We start from the raw sequence: 19080 nt of genomic DNA on the forward strand, positions 1-19080 counted from the left end.
GTGCGGCGCGTGCTTCACCGCCGCAGCTTCGCGGCGTCCTCGATGCAGAGGACGCTCTCGGGCATCGCTGCCAGGCGGCGGGGTGCGATCGGCTCGCCGCACGCGTCGCAGCGCCCGTAGGTGCCCTCGTCGAGCTTCTCCAGCGCGCGGGCGACCCGGGCCTCCTCGTGCTCGAGCGATGCGCCGACGCCGACCTCGGTCAGGCGACCGACGGCCTCGATCGTGCCGTCGCCGATGCGCTTGCCGAACCCGAGGGCCGAGCCGCGCTCGGGCGCCTCCGCCATGGTCCCGATGCGCGAACGCAGCTCCTCGTCCCGTGCCTGCAGGGCACGCCGGATCGCGTCGAGGTCCGGGCCGGCGATCGGCGTGGCGGCAGCGGTGCGGCGGGGGACCATCCAGGGTTGCTACCCGGCGACGCCACGACGACACCCGGCGGCGCGCACGGCGCGCCGTCGCCCCGGGTCCGGCGGCCACCTGTTCACGACGACACACCCGGGCGCCGGGGCCGACCGGGGAGCCGAGCGGCCGGGCGCCGGTCCTACGGGAACGCCTTGATCGGGCCCTCGACGCCCTGGACCGTGCGCTCCTGGCGCGGCGGCTCGGGCGGCGCGACGTACGGGCCGGGTTTCGGCGTCTCGCCGCCGCCCGGGAACGCGAGGCGCAGGATCGTGCGCTGCACCATCAGCCACTGCTGCCAGAACGGGCCCGTGTTGTACGGCAGCCCGTACTCCTCGCAGAGGGCCTTCACCTTCGGCGCGATCTCCTTGTAGCGGGAGCTCGGCATGTCCGGGAAGAGGTGGTGCTCGACCTGGTAGCTCAGGTTGCCGCTCATCAGGTGGAACGTGTCGTTCCCCTCGATGTTCGCGGCGCCCAGGAGCTGCCGGACGTACCAGCCGCCGCGGGTCTCGTCGGCGACCTCCTCCTCGGTGAACGTGTACGCCTGGTCCGGGAAGTGGCCGCAGAAGATGATCGCGTTGGACCAGATGTTGCGGACGATGTTGGCGGTGAAGTTCGCCTTCAGCGTCTTCTTCCAGTGCTTGCCCGAGAGCGCCGGGAACAGCACGTAGTCCTTGAGCACCTGGCGGCCGGCCTTGCGGCCGATGCCCTTGAGGTCGGCCATGATGGCCTTCTTGGACTTCTTGCCCTTCTTGATGGCCTCGAGGTCCATGTCGTGGATCGCGACGCCCCACTCGAAGAAGAGCATCACGAGCACGTTGATGAACGGCTGGGCGAGGAACTCGGGCGACCACTTCTGCTTCGGGTCCACGCGCATGAACTCGTAGCCGACGTCCTTGTCGAGCCCGATGATGTTCGTGTACGTGTGGTGCACGTAGTTGTGGGAGTGCTTCCACGACGCGGCGGTCGAGGCGGTGTCCCAGTCCCACGTCGAGCTGTGGATCTGCGGGTCGTTCATCCAGTCCCACTGACCGTGCAGGACGTTGTGGCCGATCTCCATGTTCTCGAGGATCTTCGCCGTCGAGAGCCCCGCGGTCCCGAGCAGCCAGGCCGGCGGGTAGCGCGAGGCCATCAGCACGATCCGGGAGAGGGCGGTGAGTCGGCGATGGAACTCGATGATCGAGCGGATGTACTGCGCGTCGCGCTCGCCGAGGTCGGCCTTGACCTCGTCGTGGATCTTCTGGAACCGCTCGCCGATCTCCTCGATCTCCTCCGAGGACAGGCGGAACAGCGGGTTGAACGCGTTCGGGTCCCCGTCGCGGCGGGACGCTCCGCCGTGGGAGCCGTCGTTCGTGCCGGGGATGGTGGCGGTGCTCGGTCCGGTGGGGGTCATGCGTTCTGTCCTGTTCCTCGGGTGGCGTGGAGCCTGGAAGGGGAAGGGCCCCGCGGGGCCTGGAAGGTGGGTGTCCCGCGATGACGGACCTGGGAGGCGCCGTCGCGGTCGGTCGGCCTGCGGGTGCCCGGAACCCCGTCGTCGTCCGATGCGGTCCGGATACGAGAGGTGGAGGGCGGGGCTCGCACCGTTGTTCTCAGAGCTCGATGACGACGTGGCCCTCGGGGGCGTTGACGCAGGTGCGGACGGTCTCGCCCTGCTCGCCGTGGACCTCGCCGGAGCGCAGGTCGCGGACCTGCCCCTCGCGGAGCACGCCGACGCACGTGTGGCAGATGCCCATCCGGCAGCCGTAGGGCAGGGTGGCGCCGGCCTCCTCGCCGCCGACCAGGATGGAGATGCCCTGCTCGCAGGTCGCCTCCTTGTCGGTGACGACGAAGGAGACGGTGCCGCCGGAGCCGACCTCGGCGTCGCCGGTGCCGATGACCGGCTGGAAGCGCTCGGTCTGCAGCTGGTCGGCGATGCCCTCGGCCTCCCAGTGCTCGGTGAACGCGTCGATCATCTCGCGCGGGCCGGAGAGGCAGGCGGAGCGCTCGCGCCAGTCGGGGCAGAGGTCGTCGAGGTTCTCGGTGGTCAGCCGGCCGTCGTCGGCGCTGAGCTGCTCGTGGAGCTTGTAGCCATCGTTCTCGGCGGCGAGCTCGCGGAGCGGCGCGCCGAAGATGAAGCCCTCGGCGGTGCGGGTGCCGTGGAGGTGGACGACGTCGTCGAGGCGGCCGCGGCGCTGGAGCTCGCGGAGCATGCTCCAGATCGGCGTGATGCCGCTGCCGGCGCTGATCATCAGGAGCTTCTCGGGCAGCGGGTCCGGCAGCGCGAACTCGCCCTCGACGTTGCCGAGGAAGACGGACGTCCCGGGACCGCAGACCTCGGTGAACCAGGGCGACATCTTGCCGCCCTCGACGGTCTTGATGGTCACCGAGACGAGACCCCGGGGGTGGTCGGGGTCGGACGTCAGCGAGTACGCGCGCCAGTGGCGGATGCCGTCGATCTCGGCGCCGATGCGGAGGTACTGCCCGGGGCGGTGCCCGGGCCACGGGTGGTCGGGACGGACGACGACCGTCGCGGCCTCGTCGGTCTCGGACTTCACGCGGAGCACGGTGCCCGTGGCCTCGCGCGTCGACCAACGGGGGTCGAGCAGCGCGAAGTAGTCGTCGGGCAGCAACGGCGTGGTCATCGCCCCAGCCGCCTGGAGGGCCTTCCGACGCCAGCGCGAGACCCGCGGAGCTGCTGCTTTCTCAACCATGGTGTGACGACCCTACCCTCGGTCGGGACGCCCTACGCGCCCCGAGGGTCGAAACGTACGGGTTTCGGTGCACAGTCGTCAAGTGAACTCGGATCCGCGTCCGGAACGCAACCGGTCCGCCACCCGGCCGACACCTCCTGACGGCCGCCGCGGGAACCTCCGGACGCCCGTGCCGGACGCATCGTCCGCGGCCCGCGAGCCTCCACCGCCGCCCTCAGACGCGCCGCGCGCGCTCGCAGCCGCGAACGTGCGCGAGCAGCTCGGGGGCGTCGCCGAGGTCCGCCCCGGCGCCGTCCCCGGCGACCTCGAGCTCGAGGACCCTCCCCTTCTTCCGCGCGCGCCAGAGCCCCGCGATCGCGCCGTCCCGCAGCACGACGCCGGGACGGCCGACGGCCGGGAAGAGCGCCTTGCGCTGCGCCGTGTCCGGCACCAGCGTCTCGCGGTCGGGCTGGGCGACGTACGGGTCGTGCCCGTGCAGCAGGTGGACGCCCGAGGCGGCGGGCGGGTCCGCGAGCCGGTCCTCGTCGGCGACGAGGATCCAGCGCTTCGCGCCCTCCAGGCGGACCGCGCGGAGCTCGTCCTCGATCCCTCGGAACAGCGTCTTCGCGTACGCGGGGGACGTCTGCGCCCAGGACGCGAGCTGGCTGTGCGTCCCGGGGCCGTAGGTGCGGAGGAAGCGCCGGACGAGCTCGGCGCGTGCGGCGGGCAGGTCGGCCGCCGGCGTCGCGCCGTCCGCAGCGCCGTGGCCGGCGAGCGCCCAGACGGCCTTCTCCGGCATCTCGGTCACGCCGAGCGGGCCGAGGGCGCGCCAGATCGCGGGACGGACGTGGTGGCTCTGGCAGCCACGGCACCACGGCAGCAGGCTCTCGGGGAGCCGCTCGCGGAGCGCCTGGTGGAACGCGTCGCGGTCCAGCGGGCCGCCGGCCAGGCCGTCGCGGGCGGCGGTGGCGACGAGGTCCAGGGCCTCGGGGACCTCGTGGCCGGCGTCGGCGAGCCCCTTGGCCACGGCGGAGCCGATCAGTCCGCTGAGGTCCTCGTCCTCCTCGGGGACGAGCGCGGTCGTGAAGACCGCGAGGTCGGCACGCGGCACGACGTACGGCGAGCCGCGCATCGCGTTGACGGTGACGAGGTCGTCCCACACGGGGGCGTCGTCCTCCACCGCCCCCGCCCGGGCGTGCAGCGCGACCCGCGCGTGGCCCGGCGGGAACTCCTGCAGGCCGCACGCGGCGACGGCGGTCAGCGGGTCGACCGGGGCGTCCAGGTGGTGCCCGGCGACACGGAACGCGAGCGCCTGCTCGCGGGAGACCTCGAGCATGCTCACCCCTCCTCGCCGGGGGCCTCGTCGACGATGCCGGCGCGGGCGAACCGGGCGCCGAGCGTCCGGACCTCCTCCGCGAACTCGGGTGGCCCGAGGACCGTGAAGTCGACGCCGATCGACGCGACGTGCACCGCCAGGCCGCCCATCCAGCCGGCGCCGACCTCGAGCAGGCAGCAGTCCTCGTCGATCTCCGTGATCGTGCCGAACCAGGGCGGCACCTTGCCCTCGAGCGCCGACTTCGGCGCGTGCAGCCGGACGCGCGCCCGGTAGCGGCTGCGGGTGGCGGAGACCTGGCGCAGGACGTAGGCCGCGAGGTCGTGGTCGGGCGGGTCGCGTCGCGTGCACCGGCGTCCGAGGCTGAGCTTCGACGTGATCCGGTCGACGCGGAACGTGCGCCAGTCCTCCCGGGTCTGGTCCCACGCGACGAGGTACCAGCGCCCGTGCAGGTGGACCATCCGGTGGGGCTCGACGAGCCGGCGGCTCTTCGTGCCGTCGTGCGTGCCGTACCCGAAGCGCAGCTGGACGCGGTCGCGACAGGCACCCGCGATCGTCGACAGAGCCTCGGCGTCGACCTCCGGCCCGAAGCCCGGGACCGGCACCGTGAACTGGTGCACCGCCCCGACCCGGCGGCGCAGCGCGGGCGGGAGCACCTGGTCGAGCTTCGCCAGCGCGCGCAGCGACGACTCCTCGATCCCGCCGACGCTCGACCCGCTCGCGGCCGTCCGCAGGCCGACCGCCACGGCGACGGCCTCGTCGTCGTCGAGCAGGAGCGGCGGGAGCTCGCTGCCCGCGCCGAGCCGGTAGCCGCCCGCGACGCCGGGCGCCGCGTTGACCGGGTAGCCGAGCGAGCGCAGCTTGTCGACGTCGCGCCGGACGGTGCGCGGCGTGATCTCGAGCTCGTCGGCCAGCTGCGTGCCCGTCCAGTCGCGGTGCATCTGCAGCAGCGACAGCAGGCGGAGCAGCCGGGCCGAGGTCTCGAGCATGGGCGGAGTCTCGCGAGCAACGCGGACGGGATCGGTCCGCGATGAGCCGCGCGGCCGCCTGCGCGCCCGAGGGTCCGGCGACCGGCCGCCCGCCGTCGGTCGATCGCGTGAGACGACGTACGCCCGCGCCTCGGGCGCCCGCACCGCGTCGTACCCTTCCCGGCGATGGCGCTCGAGGACCTGGCCCCCTTCCCCACCGTCGGCCGCGTCCACGAGCTGGCGCAGCGGGTGGGGCCGGCGTCGACGACGATCGCCGGGCGGGCGCGCCTGGACGCGATCGCGGACTGGCTCCAGCAGGTCGCCTACGACGACGTCGTGGCCGCGGGCATCGCGCAGGAGGTCGTCTGGGTGCTCCGGCGCAACCAGATCCGGGTGGAGCGGTTCCCGGTCTTCGGCGAGCTCCTGAGGATGCGCACCGCGTGCAGCGGCCTCGGCCCCCTGGTCTCCGAGCGGCGGACGACGATCACGGGCGACGCCGGCGGGCGGATCGAGGCCGCGGCGATCTGGGTCCCGCTGCACCCCGGCACCCTGCTGCCGCACCGGTCGCCGGCGTTCCTCGAGGTCTTTGGCCCGTCCGCCGCGGGCCGACGGGTCCGCGCGCGGCTGCGGCACCCCGCACCGCCGGCCGACGCCCCCGCGGTCCCGTGGTCGTTCGTGTCCGCGGACCTCGACGTCGCCGGGCACGTGAACAACGCGGCGACCTGGCGCCCCCTGGAGGAGGAGCTCACCGCGCTCCCCGCCGACGCCCCGCTCGGCGTCGATCTCGAGCACCACGAGCCGGCGTTCGCGGGCCCGGTCCGGGTCGTCGCCGACGGCGTCTCGCGCTGGGTCACCACGGCGGACGGGCGGGCGCTGGTGTCGGCGGTCTTCGACCGGGAGCCGGGCGTCGACGCCTGACCGGAGGCCCGGTCACAACCCGCCCGCGCTGCGCGTAGTAGGTGCGTGTGGCGTGGAGACCAGGACCGCAGGTCCGACGAGGCGTTGCTCGCGGCGGCGGCCTCGGGCGACGATCCCGACGCGTTCGGGGCGTTCTACCGCCGGCACGTGGAGGCGCTGCTGCGGTTCCTGCTGGCCCGCACGCGGAGACCGGAGATCGCGGCCGACGTGTGCGCCGAGACGTTCGCGCACGTGCTCGAGCGGCTCGACGCCTACGACCCGCGGCGCGGCGCCGCGCGGGGGTGGCTGTTCACGGTCTCCCGGAACCTCCTGATCGACGCCGCGCGCCGCGGGCAGGTCGAGGACCGTGCGCGCCGGCGGCTCGGGATCGAGCCGCGCGACCTCACGGACCGCGACCTCGCGACGATCGGCGGGCTGCTGGACGAGGGCGACGACGCCACGTCGCTGCTCGCCGACCTGCCGGCGGACCAGCGCGAGGCGCTGAAGGCCCGGATCGTCGAGGAGCGCGAGTACCACGAGATCGCCGCGTCGCTGTCGGTGTCGGAGTCCGTGGTGCGCAAGCGCGTCAGCCGCGGGCTCTCGACGCTGCGCACCCAGCTCGGAGGAGGGAACCGATGACCGACTTCATCACCGGTCTGGAGCGCGACCTCGTCGCCGCGGCGGCCCGCCGGGCGGCCACGAACGGGCCGGCGCATGCCCCCGGGACAACGGGTGCTCCGGCGGGCGACGGCCGTCGGCGATCGTTCGGCCTGCCGCTGCGGACCGTGCTGGTGGCCCTCGTGATCGGCGGGACGACGGCCTCCGCGGGCGCGGCCGCCACGCTCGTCGCGCTCCGCGGCAGCGTCATCCCGGCGCCTTCGGCGGCCGACGTCCCCCGCGAGCAGACCCCCGTGCCCGACTCCGTGCGGGTGTCGGCGGTCCGGGCGCCCGACCCCGCGCCGGGCGTGCCGCCGTGGACCGTCCGCGTCGCCCGCAGCACCACCGGCTACGTCTGCAGCACGATCGGCCAGGTCTCGGGCGGGGTGTTCGGGCTCGTCGGCCTCGACGGCCGGTTCCGTCCCCTGGCGCCCGGCGTCACGAACTCGTGCGGCCAGGAGCAGCGGGACGCCGCGAGCCTGATCGGCGCACGGACCCTCGCCGCGCGCCGGGACGCCGACGCCCGGGTGGTCGTCAGCGGCGTGGCGGGCGACCGGCTCCGTCGGGTCGTCGTCAGCACCTCGCAGGGCAGGCGCACGGTCCCCCACGACGCGGGCGGCGCCTTCGTGACCGTCTACCGCGGGCATCCCGAGGACCTCGGCGCCGAGGCGACGCTGACCTTCGACGGCGGGCGGATCCAGCGGGTGCCGCTGGGGCGCGACCCGGCGGTCCTCCTCGACCCGCTCGGCGGGCCGGCCTGGCGGGCGCAGGCCGGGTCGACGGACGACGACGAGCGCAACTGCGTGTCGTTCGGCACCGTGCGTCGCGTGCCGGGCGGCCCGCAGAGCCCGCCCGCGTGCGGGCTGCTGGGTCCGGCGGGCGACCCGACGGCCCCGAGCACCGGCGTGTTCTTCGCGGTCCGGCGGCTGTCGGCGATCACGGTCCGACGCTCCCCGGAGCGCCGGCGGTTCACCGGCGACTGGCGTGGCGACCCGCCCCGCACCGCGGTGTGGGGCGGGATGGGCCGCGACGTCCGCTCGGTGGCGGTCCTCGGCGTGCCGGGGCGCTCCGCGCCGGTGCAGATCGTCCGGCCGCGCTCCGGCAGCGCGTTCCTCGGCGTCTTCCCGCCGACGGTCCGCCCGTCGAGCCTGCGCGTCCGCGTGACGCTGCGGGACGGCACCGTCCGCACGTACCGGGGCGACACGAACCTCGTCGACCACCGCGTCCCGGTCCGACGCACCACGACTCCCGGAGGACGCCCGTGAGCCCCCTCGTCCGACGCGTGGGCCTGCTCGCGCTCCTCCTCGGCGTCCTCGGCGGTGCCGTCGCCGCCGCGGCGATCCCCGGCGAGCGGACGGCGGCCGCGACGTCCGGGCGGGCGGGCGCGGGGCGCGAGATCCGGGTCGCCGCTGCCCGGCCACAACGGCACGGCTCGGCGGTCGTCGGCCTGCGCCGCACGGGACGCTTCGCGACCGCCGCCCGCGTCGACGATCCGGCGGGTGGCGCCCCGTGGGTCCTCCGCACGTTCCTCGCCGAGCGCTTCACCACGGTCCGGAGCGGCACGCACGTGGTCGGTCGCAACCGGTGCTTCCAGCTCGGCCGGCTCCACCGCGGGCGCTTCGGCTGGATCGACGGGCACGACGTCTTCCGGCCCGTGACCGCCGGATACCGCGGCGCGCCGATCGACTGCGGGTCCCGGCTCCCCGACCTCCACCGGGAGCCCGCGGTCCAGGCGTTCCACCCGCTGCGGACCGCGGCGGGGACGCAGCCGTCGCGGACGGGGACGGTGGTGTGGGGATCGGTCGGCGTCGACGGGCGCGCGCTCGACCTGCGGCTCGACGGGGAGTCGGTCCGGACGACGCGCGGCCGGTACGGCGGCCTGCTCTCCGTCCGCACGGACGACCCGGACGCCGCCACCCTGACCGGCAGCGTCCGGTACCCGACGGGTGGCCCCGTCCCGATCGGCGGTGGGCCCCGGCTGCCGGACCGCTTCCTCCGGGGGCTGAAGGCCCAGCCGGACCCCGACGCGGCGACGTTCGTCGCCGCCCGCGCCGCCGACCCCAACGGGGGCCTGCCCTTCGGTCTCGCCGCACGGCCGGCGACGGGCGGCGGCCACTGCGTCGCGTCCCAGCCCGGGCGGATCGTGCAGGACCGTGTCGGTCGGATCGACTTCGAGCTGGGGACCTTCACCGAGCAGCGGATCGGCCGCGAGAGCTGTCAGAGCATCGGCTACGTCGGACGGACCCACCCGATCGGCATCGGGTACGGCGGCGCCGACGAGGGCGGCGAGCCGTCGGCCGACCCCGCGCCCGGGCGCGTCGCCCGCCGCACGCTCCCCGGGATGGAGTACTTCGCCGGACAGCTGGCGCCGGACGTCCGGTCGTTGACCCTGAGCTCCCCCCGCGACGTCCGCACGCTGCTGCCGTCCTCGCCGGCGCACGCGTACCTCGTCGTCTACGACGGGACCATCGACAGCGGCACGATGCGGTTCTCGGCGCGGATGGCGGACGGCAGCTCGCACGAGGAGTCGGCGCCGCTCGGGTTCTGACCCGTCCCCACCGGGCCGACGTCGGCCGCCCCGTATGGTCGGAGCGATGAAGGTCGAGATCTGGTCGGACGTCGCCTGCCCGTTCTGCTATATCGGGAAGCGGTCGTTCGAGGACGCCCTGGAGCGGTTCGAGCACGCGGACGACGTCGAGGTCACCTGGCGGAGCTTCCAGCTCGACCCGACGATGCCGCCGTCCGTCGAGGGCGGCCTCGACGCGCTGCTCGCGAAGAAGTACGGCAAGACGCCGGAGGAGGCCCGCGCGATGAACCAGCGGGTGGTCGAGATGGCCGCCGGCGTCGGGCTCGAGTATCGCCTGGACCGCGCGCAGCCGGGCAACACCCTGGACGCGCACCGGCTGCTGCACCTCGCCCGGGACCGCGGCGTGGGCGACGCCGTCAAGGAGCGCCTGCTTCGCGGCTACTTCGTAGAGGGCGAGCTGCTCTCCGACCACCCGACGCTCGTGCGGCTGGGCGCCGAGGCGGGGCTCGACGCCGACGAGGCCGAGCGCGTGCTCGCGGGCGACGCCTACGCGACGACGGTGCAGGCCGAGGCGGCGGAGGCCCAGCAGCTCGGGCTGAACGGCGTGCCGGCCTTCGTGCTGGACCGCCGGCTCCTGGTCTCCGGCGCGCAGCCGCCCGAATCGCTCCTCGGCGCGCTGCAGCAGGCCTGGGAGGGCCGCGAGGTCGCGGCGGGCTGACGGCGCCCGCGGTCGGTCACCGCGGCAGCGGCGGGGCGTCCAGGTAGCGGGCGCTCCGGCGGGCGTACGCCCTGGGCCGCTCCGCGTGGAGGCGCAGGCCGTGGGCGCGCGCGACGACGAGCAGCTCCGCGCGGCGCGCCTCCACGACGGGCAGCAGGGCGTCGGTGTCGCCGGCGACGTGCGCCACCGGGCCCGACGGGTCCCGCAACGCGACGTCGAGCGCGTCGAGGTCGTGGTCGGCGCCCAGCACCTTGGACAGCGCCCGGGCCTCCTCGGCCTGGGCGCCCAGCACCGTCGGCCAGACCGGCGACAGCAGCGCCTGCTGGTACCAGAGGTCCTTCACCCGCTTGCGCCAGTCGTGGAGGCGTTCGGCCGTCGGGTCCTCGTCGGCGGCGGCGAACGCGGCGTACCCGCGGGCGTAGGTTCGCGCGAGGCCCGCGGCCAGGGCGGTGCGGCCGTCGACGTCGAGCGCGCCGTCGGCGACGCGCGAGCGGATCTCCGCCACCGCCCGGACGGCGCCGTCGAGATCGTCGCCGCCGCCCGACGGGGCGTCGGCGACCAGCGCCTCGCGGAGCCGGTCGAGCGTCGCGGCGGGCACGTGGCCCGCGGCGGGGTCGCGCAGCGCGTCGACGGTCTCGACGAGCGCGTCCGCCTCGCGCCGCCCGCCGAGCGACCGCGAGACGCTGCGCAGCGCGTCGGCCTCCTCGCGGTAGCGCGCCTTCGGCAGCCCCGGCTTCAGCAGCCGGACGAGCGACCGCGTCTTCTTCAGGTCCTTGCGGGCCTCGTGCACGGCGGTCGCGACGTCGTCCGAGCGCTCCCCGGAGAGCTCGCCCATCACCCGGTCGAGGCGCTCGAGCGCCACGGCGCGGACGGCCTCGGGGACGGGCGGGCGAAGGTCGATCCTGAAGCTCATGGGGTCTCCGGCGGCGGGATGCGTCGCCGCTACCCGGCGGACGGCCCCCGCAGCCGCCCGGATCCCGGGCGACGCAGGCCGGGCGGGACCGCCGCACGTGTCGCGATCCCGCCGCTCGAGACCGCCGGGCGGCCACGCCCGCCCCGACGACCGCTGGTGCGCCCGCGGCCCCGCGGGTACGGTGCCGACATGGCCAAGGTCAAGCTCCACCGGTGCAGCTACACGTTCCTGCACGTCAACCTCGACGCGTGCTGGGTCGTCCAGAAGGAGCTCGACGCCCAGGGCATCGACTACGAGATCGTCAAGCACGGCTTCGGCAAGGGCAAGCGCCCGAAGGTCGAGGAGCTGAGCGGCCAGAGCAAGCTGCCGGTCCTCGAGCTGGCCGACGGCGAGGTCTACCGCGCCGAGTCCAAGGACATGGCCGCGCGGGTCCGCGAGGGGAACCTGCCGACGGGGTGAGCGTCGCGGCAGCCCCGGCCGGGTAGCGCTCGAGGGACCCCCACCCCGGCCACGCGCCGGGAGTCTGGAACCCCTTGAGCACCACCGCCTCCGCCGACACCCTGCCGTTCAAGCGCTCCGGCGCCGGCTCGCCGCTCCTGGCCATCCACGGTCTGGGCGGCGACCGCGACTCGTTCGACGCGATCCTCCCGGGCCTGACCGCCGAGCGCGACGTCATCAGCCCGGACCTGCCCGGGCACGGGGCCGCTCCCGAGCTCGTGGGCGACGTGACCATCGTCGCGATCGCCGACCGGCTCGAGGCGTTCATCGACGCCCACGGGCTCGACGGCGTCGATGTCGTCGGTTCGTCCCTCGGGGCCCGGCTCGCCCTCGAGCTCGCGCGGCGCAAGAAGGTCGGGACCACGGTCGCGCTCGACCCCGGCGGGTTCTGGAGCACCCGCGAGCGCAAGACGTTCGGCGTCTCCGTCGCCGCGTCGTACAAGCTCGTGATGGGGCTCCAGAAGGCGCTGCCCGTCCTGACCGGCAACCCGGTCACCCGGACGGCCCTGCTCGCGCAGTTCTCGGCGCGGCCGTGGGCGCTGCCCCAGGACCTCGTCCTGCAGGAGCTCCGGGCGTTCGCGGCCGCCCCCGGCTTCTCGAAGACGCTCGACGCGCTCTGGCACGGCCCGCTGCAGCAGGGGCTCGCGGCCGGCGAGGCCCGGGGGCCGATCCACCTCGTCTGGGGCCGTCAGGACCGCGTCACGTTCACGAGCCAGGCCCCGCGCGCGCAGCAGGCGTTCCCCGACGCCGACCTCACGTGGATCGAGAAGTGCGGCCACTTCCCGCACTGGGACCAGCCGGAGCAGACCATCCGGCTGATCCTGGACCGCACCGGGGCGTAGGACGGCCACCGCCTCGGCCACCGGCAGGCCGGACGGCGTCCGGCGGGCCGCGGGGTTCAGCCCGTCGCGGTCTCGAGGTCCTCGTCGGTCGCGGGCGCGCCCTCGACGCGGGTCTTCCCGGCCTCCTCGGCGGCGCGCTCCTCCTGCGCCCGGCGGTACTTCGCCGCGGTCTTCCTGCGCCCCGGGATCGCGATCGGCGCCCGCTCGCGGATCTCCTCCACGACGCGGACCATGAACGCGCCGGGCTCCTCGCCCGCGGCGAGCTGCCCGTCGCGGGGCGGGAAGAACTCGACCCGGATGGTCGGCCGCAGCGGGAACCGGACGAGGTCGACCGTCCCGGTGACGCTCACGCTGACGACCGTCGCGGCGGGCACGGCCTGCGCCAGCCGCCCGGCCCCGCTGCGGGGACGCAGGTAGGCGCCGCGGGAGATCGTGCCCTCGGGGAAGACGCCGATGCAGGCGCCCGACGCGAGCTCGGTGATCGCGGTGTCGAGCGCGTGGGCGTCGCCCTGGCCGCGCCGGACGGGGATCTGGCCCATGCCGTTCATCACGAACGCCAGCGGCTTCGTCTTCCACAGCGTCGACTTCGCCAGCGCGCGGATCTGGCGGCGGGACTCGCCGGCCTTGCCGATCGCGACCGGGTCCCAGTTGCTGTCGTGGTTGCCGATGAGGAGGACGGGCCCCTCGAGCGGCAGGTGCTCGGTCCCCGCGACCTCGAGGCGCCCCCAGTGCTTCACGACGCCGCCGGCGATCGCCATCACCAGCGCGTACATCGGGGTCATCCGCTCGGTGCGGGTCGCGGTCGGCGGGACGTCGGCAGCAGCCACGGGGCCATCATCGCAGCGGTGGGCGGCCCGGGTGGCGGGCGCGTGTCCCGACCGCCCGCGAGGTGCACGCGGTCGTCGCGCTCCGACTGCTCGTGAGGTGAACGGTGTTGCGGCGTCTCGACCTCCGAGAGGTGAACGGTGTTGCGTCTCCGCGACCGTCGGTTTCCGACATGTGACCTAGGTGATACCCCCTTGACACGAATGGCGCGAGTGGTCAGATTGGGCGCCTTCGAGGCCTTACCGCGTCCCCGGCGGTGTGCGCAACGACCATCAACGCGTATACGAGGGAGCACCAGTGAGGACATCAGGACGGCGCGCGACAGGCGTGCTGGCCGCGGCGGCGTGCGTGGGCACGTTCGCCGCAGCCACCCCCGCGCAGGCCGGGCTGCTCGGGAATCTCGGAGGGCTCGTCGGCGGCGTGCTGCAGCCGACGACCCCGAAGGCCCCGACGACCGCGACCGGCACCACGCCGACCGGCGGCGCGACCACCGCGGCCGCGACGCCCGCCGCGAACCCGCTGGCCCCGGTCCTCGGGCTGCTCGGCGGCCAGAACGGCGTCGGCACCGTCGTGCAGGGACTCCTCTGCCAGCCGCTGACCGCGGTGTCGGGCGTCGTCAAGAACCCCGTGACGGGCGGCCTCTCGCCGATCACGGACGGCCTGACGACCCTGGCGTGCAACGCGAGCATCCTCGACTACCGCTTCCAGACGCGGTTCAAGCGGGCCGACGGGACGATCGTCACCCGCACCCAGGTCGCACAGCTCGGCGTCCCCACCGCCCTGAACGTCGACGACGACGCGCAGGCCGACCTCGTCGGCACCATCACGCTCGTCGGCCAGAACGCCGTCGGCCTGAAGGTGGAGCGCGCGCCCGGCGAGACGTCGCAGCTCCCGGTGCAGGTCGAGGCGATCGTCGGCGACCCCGGCGCGACCGTCCTCGGCGGCCGCCGCATCAACGTCGGCTACGACAGCCGCGACGACCGCGCGCCGTCGTCCTTCACGATCTCCACTCCCGCGGACACCCTCCTGAAGCCCGGCCCGAGCGTGACCGCGACGGTCACGCAGAGCGGCCGCGGCGAGCGCGTCGCGATCCTCGCCGGCGTCTTCGACGGCACGCCCGACGCCCGGACGAACGCCACGCAGGCCCGGCTCGACTACCGCCAGGCCCCCGACGCGGCGACGTTCACCGCGAACCTCTCCGGCGCGACCGCGGTGACGGCCACGACGAACCGCCCCGGCGGGCTCCTGACCGCCGCGGTCACCACGCCCGACCTGAGCGCGGACGTCGCGCTGCGCGCCGTCCCCGCGAAGCTCGACCTGGCGTTCCAGCAGGACGCCGGCCGCATCGCGTACGACGGGAACGGCAGCTCGATCGGCCGGCTGACCGCCGACCTCCGCTCGAAGAAGCCGCTGATCGGCGACGCCGACCGCCTCCGCGCCGACCTCCTCGGCATGCCTGTGAAGGGCTCGCTCGGCCTGCGGGCACCGGAGACGAACCGCGACGCGTTCGGCCTGACGGCCGACGGCGAGATCGACCGCATCGAGGTCCAGGCCACCGGCGGGACCGCCGACTTCCCGGCCGTGCCCGGCGCCGACGACGACGACGGCGCCTTCCTCGACACGACCGGCGGCACGTTCCGCCTGGCGGCGCGGGTCTTCAAGCTGCGGTCCGTCTCCGTCGCCCCGAACCCGGCGGCGATCGAGATCCGGACCGGCGCGGTCCACCCCTTCCGCGTCGACGCCACCGTGCCCGGGAAGGGCTCCGGTGCCGCGCCGTCGCACCTGGCGCTCGCGATCCAGGACCTGCCCGAGAGCCTGAAGCTCGGTGTGCAGGACGGCCAGGACGGCGCCCGCCTGACCTACGAGGCCAGCGCCCCGATCGACCGCATCGACGTCGCCGCCGACGGCCTCGCGCTCGTCGACGGCGCCGACCGCGTGAAGCTGTCGCTGGACGGGATCTCCGGGAACGGCGCCCTGGCGCTCCGGACGCCCTCGACCGATGACGGCCGCCTGGGCCTCGTCGCCGACGGCGTGAAGATCGATCGCATCGACGTGGCCGCCACGAAGGGCGACCGGCCGTTCCCGGAGGTCCCGGGCGACGGCACCGACGCCGGTGCGTTCGTCGACACCACCGACGGCCTCCGCCTGGCGGCCCGCATCTACGCGCTGGAGTCGATCACGGTCGGCACCGACCCCGTGTCGCTCTCCCTGCGGACGGGCGTCGTCCGGCCGTTCCTCGTGGACGCGACCGTGCCCGGCAGGAGCTCGGGCGCCGCGCCGGTCCACGTGACCGCCGCGATCCGCGACCTGCCGAAGGCGCTCACGATCGGCCTGGAGGACGGCCCCGACGGCACGCGGCTCCGGTACGCCGCCGACAGCCCGATCGACACGATCGACGTCGCCGGCTCGGGCATCCCGCTCGTCGACGGCGCCGACCGGCTGCACGTCCGGCTCACCGGCGTCTCCGGCGACGGCTCCATCGCGGTCAGCGGCGGGGACGACGACGGTGCGCTCGGCCTGACGGCCGAAGGCGTCGCCGTGCAGAAGCTCGAGATCGAGGCCACCGACGCGGGCTCCGACTTCCCGCAGGTGCCCGGTTCCGGCGACGACGCCGGCGCGTTCCTCGACACCACCGGCGGGCACTTCCGGCTCGCCGCCCGGGTGTTCGAGCTGCGGTCGATCACGGTGGACCCGGATCCGGTCACGCTCGAGGCCACGACCGGCGTGTCGAAGCCGTTCCGCGTCGACGCGACGTTGCCGCCCGGCGAGGGCGCCACGACGCCGATCCACGTGACGGCCGCGATCGAGGACCTGCCGACGGCGTTCAAGCTGGCGCTCCAGGACGACGGCGCCGGCGGCACGAAGCTCGCCTACGACGCCAACGCCCGCGTGGCGCGGCTGAGCCTCGGCGCCGACGGCGTGCCGCTGCTCGACGGGGCGGACTCGATCTCCGCCGCGATCCGCGACGTGCCGAGGTCGTTCGCGCTCGGGCTGCCGAAGCAGGACGGCCCGACCGCCCGACCGCTCGCCGAGCTGTCGATCGGCGACGGCGAGGCCGCGATCGGTGAGCTCCGGCTCGCCGCGGGCTCCACGCCGCTGCCGGTGACCGGCCTGAAGGAGGACGGCTCGAACGACGACGCCGTCGAGGACCTGTTCCAGTACGAGAGCGGGTCGGCCGACCAGGTGGGCGTCGCCGTCCGCCTGACCGGCCTGAAGTCGCTGAGCCTCGGGCTCGACCCGATCGCGATCACGCTCGGGCAGGACGAGACGCGCAGCAAGCCGATCCGCCTGCAGGCGTCGACCCCGAACGACAGCGGCCCGGCGTCGCAGATCACCGGCCGGTTCTCGAAGACGTCCGCGTCGACGAGCGTGCAGGCGATCCTCGCCGACGGCCAGCCGACGCGGCTGGTCTTCGGGAACGCGGCGAACCTCGCGCGGCTGGAGCTGAACGCCACGAACCTCGGGTCGATCCCGAAGCTCGACCTGGCGCTCGACAACGTCCCGCGGACGCTGAACGTCTGCGTCGACTCCGCGGGCGGCTGCCGGCGCGACAACCCCAACCTGCTCTCGGGCGGGGGCGCGGCGGGCAAGAACCGGCCGTACGTCGCGAAGACGTCGATCGACCTGGACGACGCGGGCACGCTCGCGGCCGGCCAGTTCACGACGCTGAACGCGTCGCTGCCGGTCGGCTCGGACAACGTGTCGGTGTCGAACCTGCGGTTCCGGAACCTGCAGCTCGACCTGGGCGACGGGCCGACGTTCAGCTACCTGACGCAGAGCATCCCGCGGCTCTACGCGTTCTTCGACTCGCGGAACCAGCCGTTCTCGATCGGGGAGATCAAGTTCCCGCCGACGATCGAGTCGTTCAAGATCGGCACCCCGGCGAGCCCCGCGACGGCGAACAACCGCATCGTGTGGCTGAAGGGCACCAAGGGGCTCTTCGGTGCGCAGCTCGACAACGTCTCGGCGGGCCAGCTGGCCTGCGGCGGCGCCCGGACGATGTCGATCAAGGTCATCGGGTTGAACATCAACCTGCTGAACTTCCTCGGCACGCAGATCCTGCCGGTCTGCTCGAGCTGACCGGCGGTCGCGCGCCGGTCCGGTGATCCCGGTCCGGCGCGCGGCGACGGCACGACGGACGCGGTCGGGCGGGCGACGCCACCCGACCGGAGATCCGCAGGAACGACGACGGCCCGCTCGCGCGGGCCGTCGGTGTTCCCGGGTGGCGCCGGTCGCCGGCGCCCGCGGGTCGGTCCGGGGCCCCGGCCGGCCGCGTCCTGTCGGACGGGCCGGACCGGGTGGCCCCGGGGGTCAGTGGGCCATCGCGGGCGCGCCGCCCGGCTCGCCCTCCGGCTGGACCTGGGCGCCCGGGCGCAGGATCGTCCCGGCCACGACCGCGCCGACGGCGAGGATCCCCGACGCGATCCAGAAGGCCGTCACGTAGCCGTGCATCGACGACTCCAGGACGAGCTGCTGCCCCTGGAACCGGCCGGCGTTGTCGGCCGCGAACCCCGACGCCGCACTGGCGAAGAGCGTGGACAGGAGCGCGGTGCCGATCGAGCCGCCGACCTGCTGCGTCGTGTTCACCATCGCCGAGCCGACGCCGGCGTCGCGCGGCTCGATGCCGAGCGTCGCGGTGGCCATCGCGGCCGAGAACACGAGGCCCATGCCGAGGCCCATGACGATCAGGCCCGGCAGCACCCCGGTCGCGTAGCCGGAGCTCGTCTCCAGCTGGGCGAAGATCGCCATCGCGATCGCCGCGAGCGCCATGCCGCCGGCGATCAGCGGGCGCGGCCCGAACCGCGGCAGGAGCCTCGTGCTCGCCACCGCGATGACGCCCATGATCGAGAAGTTCATCGGCAGGAACGCCAGCCCGGTCTCGACCGGACGCATCTCCAGCGTGCGCTGCATGTAGTACGTCAGGAACAGGAAGACGCCGAACATGCCGGTCGACACGATGCCGATGGCCAGGTACGAGCCGCCGCGGTTGCGGTCCAGCACGACGCGGAGCGGCAGCAGCGGCTCCTTCACGCGCAGCTGGATCGCGACGAACGCGGCCAGGAGCACCACGGAGGCGGCGAGCATGATGATCGTCAGCGGGGCGCCCCAGCCGTTGGTCTCGGCGTTCGAGAAGCCGTAGACGAGGGCGAACAGGCCACCGGTGACCGCGACCGTGCCGGGGACGTCCAGACGCGGACGCCGACCGGTGCCGTGCTGCGTGTTGGAGTGCAGGACGGTGAACGCGCCGATGGCCGCGGGGATCGCGAAGGCGAGGTTCACGTAGAGGCACCAGCGCCACGACAGGTACTCGGTGAGGACGCCGCCGAGCAGCAGCCCGACGCCGCCGCCGACGCCGGCGAGCGCGCCGAAGACGCCGAACGCCTTGTTGCGCTCCAGCGGGTCGGTGAACGTCGTGGTGAGGATCGAGAGCGCGGCCGGCGCGAGCAGCGCGCCGAAGACGCCCTGCAGCGCACGGGCGACGACGAGGACGCCGAAGCTGCCGGCGGCACCGCCGACGGCGGAGGCCGCGGCGAAGCCGAGCAGGCCGATGATGAAGACGTGCTTGCGGCCGATGAGGTCGCCGATCTTGCCGCCGAGCAGCAGCAGCGAGCCGAACGCCAGCGCGTAGGCCGTGATGACCCACTGGCGGTTGTCGTCGGAGAAGCCGAGGTCGCCCTGCGCCGACGGGAGCGCGATGTTCACGATCGTCGCGTCGAGGATGACCATCAGCTGCGCGATGCCGAGGATCCCGAGGATCAGCCAGCGCCGCTCGTGGTGTGGATCGACCGTGGTCTCGGTCGGGGAGGAAGACATGCGAGGTCCTTCGGACGGATGCG

At 74.5% G+C, this 19080-nt stretch carries 16 protein-coding genes; 8 read left to right on the forward strand and 8 right to left on the reverse strand.

Going from position 1 to position 19080, the window contains the following annotated elements; translation table 11 throughout:
- Positions 1 to 14: 14 nt before the first annotated feature.
- From PATMI_RS0101525 to PATMI_RS0101545, 5 genes are all read right to left on the reverse strand, one after another.
- Complete coding sequence (locus PATMI_RS0101525; RefSeq protein ID WP_026909584.1) at positions 15 to 395, reverse strand: TraR/DksA family transcriptional regulator; 381 nt, start codon at positions 393 to 395, stop codon at positions 15 to 17.
- Between the two features lie 143 nt (positions 396 to 538).
- Complete coding sequence (locus tag PATMI_RS26495) at positions 539 to 1789, reverse strand: fatty acid desaturase family protein (RefSeq protein WP_084269473.1); 1251 nt, start codon at positions 1787 to 1789, stop codon at positions 539 to 541.
- Positions 1790 to 1985: 196 nt separating this feature from the next.
- On the reverse strand, positions 1986 to 3086 hold the full coding sequence (locus tag PATMI_RS0101535) for a 2Fe-2S iron-sulfur cluster-binding protein (protein ID WP_026909585.1): 1101 nt from the start codon (positions 3084 to 3086) through the stop codon (positions 1986 to 1988).
- 214 nt (positions 3087 to 3300) lie between these two features.
- Entirely contained in the window at positions 3301 to 4401 is a 1101-nt protein-coding gene (locus PATMI_RS0101540) for a DNA glycosylase AlkZ-like family protein (protein ID WP_026909586.1), read from the reverse strand.
- Positions 4402 to 4403: 2 nt separating this feature from the next.
- A complete protein-coding gene (locus PATMI_RS0101545) occupies positions 4404 to 5387 on the reverse strand; it encodes a helix-turn-helix transcriptional regulator (RefSeq protein ID WP_026909587.1) in 984 nt (327 codons plus the stop codon).
- Positions 5388 to 5552: 165 nt separating this feature from the next.
- On the opposite strand from PATMI_RS0101545, the gene PATMI_RS33605 reads away from it, so the two are divergent.
- The 5 genes from PATMI_RS33605 to PATMI_RS0101570 are packed head-to-tail and all read left to right on the forward strand — an operon-like array spanning position 5553 to position 10165.
- Entirely contained in the window at positions 5553 to 6284 is a 732-nt protein-coding gene (locus PATMI_RS33605) for an acyl-ACP thioesterase domain-containing protein (protein WP_026909588.1), read from the forward strand.
- A gap of 45 nt (positions 6285 to 6329) precedes the next feature.
- On the forward strand, positions 6330 to 6902 hold the full coding sequence (locus PATMI_RS0101555) for an RNA polymerase sigma factor (protein ID WP_084269475.1): 573 nt from the start codon (positions 6330 to 6332) through the stop codon (positions 6900 to 6902).
- Positions 6899 to 8185 (forward strand): hypothetical protein, encoded by a 1287-nt coding sequence (locus PATMI_RS0101560; RefSeq protein ID WP_026909590.1) that lies wholly within the window; start codon positions 6899 to 6901, stop codon positions 8183 to 8185. The genes PATMI_RS0101555 and PATMI_RS0101560 overlap by 4 nt, the downstream gene beginning before the upstream one ends.
- Positions 8182 to 9468: a hypothetical protein gene (locus PATMI_RS0101565; protein ID WP_036725070.1), complete on the forward strand. Its 1287-nt coding sequence runs from the start codon at positions 8182 to 8184 to the stop codon at positions 9466 to 9468. Before PATMI_RS0101560 ends, PATMI_RS0101565 begins: the two co-directional genes overlap by 4 nt.
- A 46-nt stretch (positions 9469 to 9514) precedes the next feature.
- Complete coding sequence (locus tag PATMI_RS0101570; RefSeq protein ID WP_026909592.1) at positions 9515 to 10165, forward strand: DsbA family oxidoreductase; 651 nt, start codon at positions 9515 to 9517, stop codon at positions 10163 to 10165.
- Positions 10166 to 10181: 16 nt separating this feature from the next.
- Here PATMI_RS0101570 and PATMI_RS33610 read toward each other — a convergent pair whose 3' ends face one another.
- Positions 10182 to 11078, reverse strand: coding sequence for a CHAD domain-containing protein (locus PATMI_RS33610; protein ID WP_026909593.1), 897 nt, complete (start codon positions 11076 to 11078; stop codon positions 10182 to 10184).
- A 189-nt stretch (positions 11079 to 11267) separates the two neighbouring features.
- On the opposite strand from PATMI_RS33610, the gene PATMI_RS37760 reads away from it, so the two are divergent.
- Entirely contained in the window at positions 11268 to 11537 is a 270-nt protein-coding gene (locus PATMI_RS37760; protein WP_036725073.1) for a glutathione S-transferase N-terminal domain-containing protein, read from the forward strand.
- 74 nt (positions 11538 to 11611) lie between these two features.
- Entirely contained in the window at positions 11612 to 12418 is an 807-nt protein-coding gene (locus PATMI_RS0101585) for an alpha/beta fold hydrolase (protein WP_211241680.1), read from the forward strand.
- Positions 12419 to 12474: 56 nt separating this feature from the next.
- Here the strand turns inward: PATMI_RS0101585 and PATMI_RS26515 are convergent, their stop codons facing one another.
- Complete coding sequence (locus PATMI_RS26515) at positions 12475 to 13245, reverse strand: lysophospholipid acyltransferase family protein (protein ID WP_245604047.1); 771 nt, start codon at positions 13243 to 13245, stop codon at positions 12475 to 12477.
- A gap of 295 nt (positions 13246 to 13540) precedes the next feature.
- Between PATMI_RS26515 and PATMI_RS0101595 the strand changes: the two genes are divergently transcribed.
- Positions 13541 to 17323, forward strand: a complete 3783-nt coding sequence (locus PATMI_RS0101595) for a hypothetical protein (protein ID WP_157260565.1) — start codon at positions 13541 to 13543, stop codon at positions 17321 to 17323.
- 231 nt (positions 17324 to 17554) lie between these two features.
- On the opposite strand, the gene PATMI_RS0101600 is transcribed toward PATMI_RS0101595, so the two are convergent.
- On the reverse strand, positions 17555 to 19057 hold the full coding sequence (locus PATMI_RS0101600; protein WP_026909596.1) for an MFS transporter: 1503 nt from the start codon (positions 19055 to 19057) through the stop codon (positions 17555 to 17557).
- Between the last annotated feature and the right edge of the window lie 23 nt (positions 19058 to 19080).

Origin of the sequence: Patulibacter minatonensis DSM 18081, assembly GCF_000519325.1 — a bacterium.
Classification (GTDB): Bacteria; Actinomycetota; Thermoleophilia; order Solirubrobacterales; family Solirubrobacteraceae; genus Patulibacter; species Patulibacter minatonensis.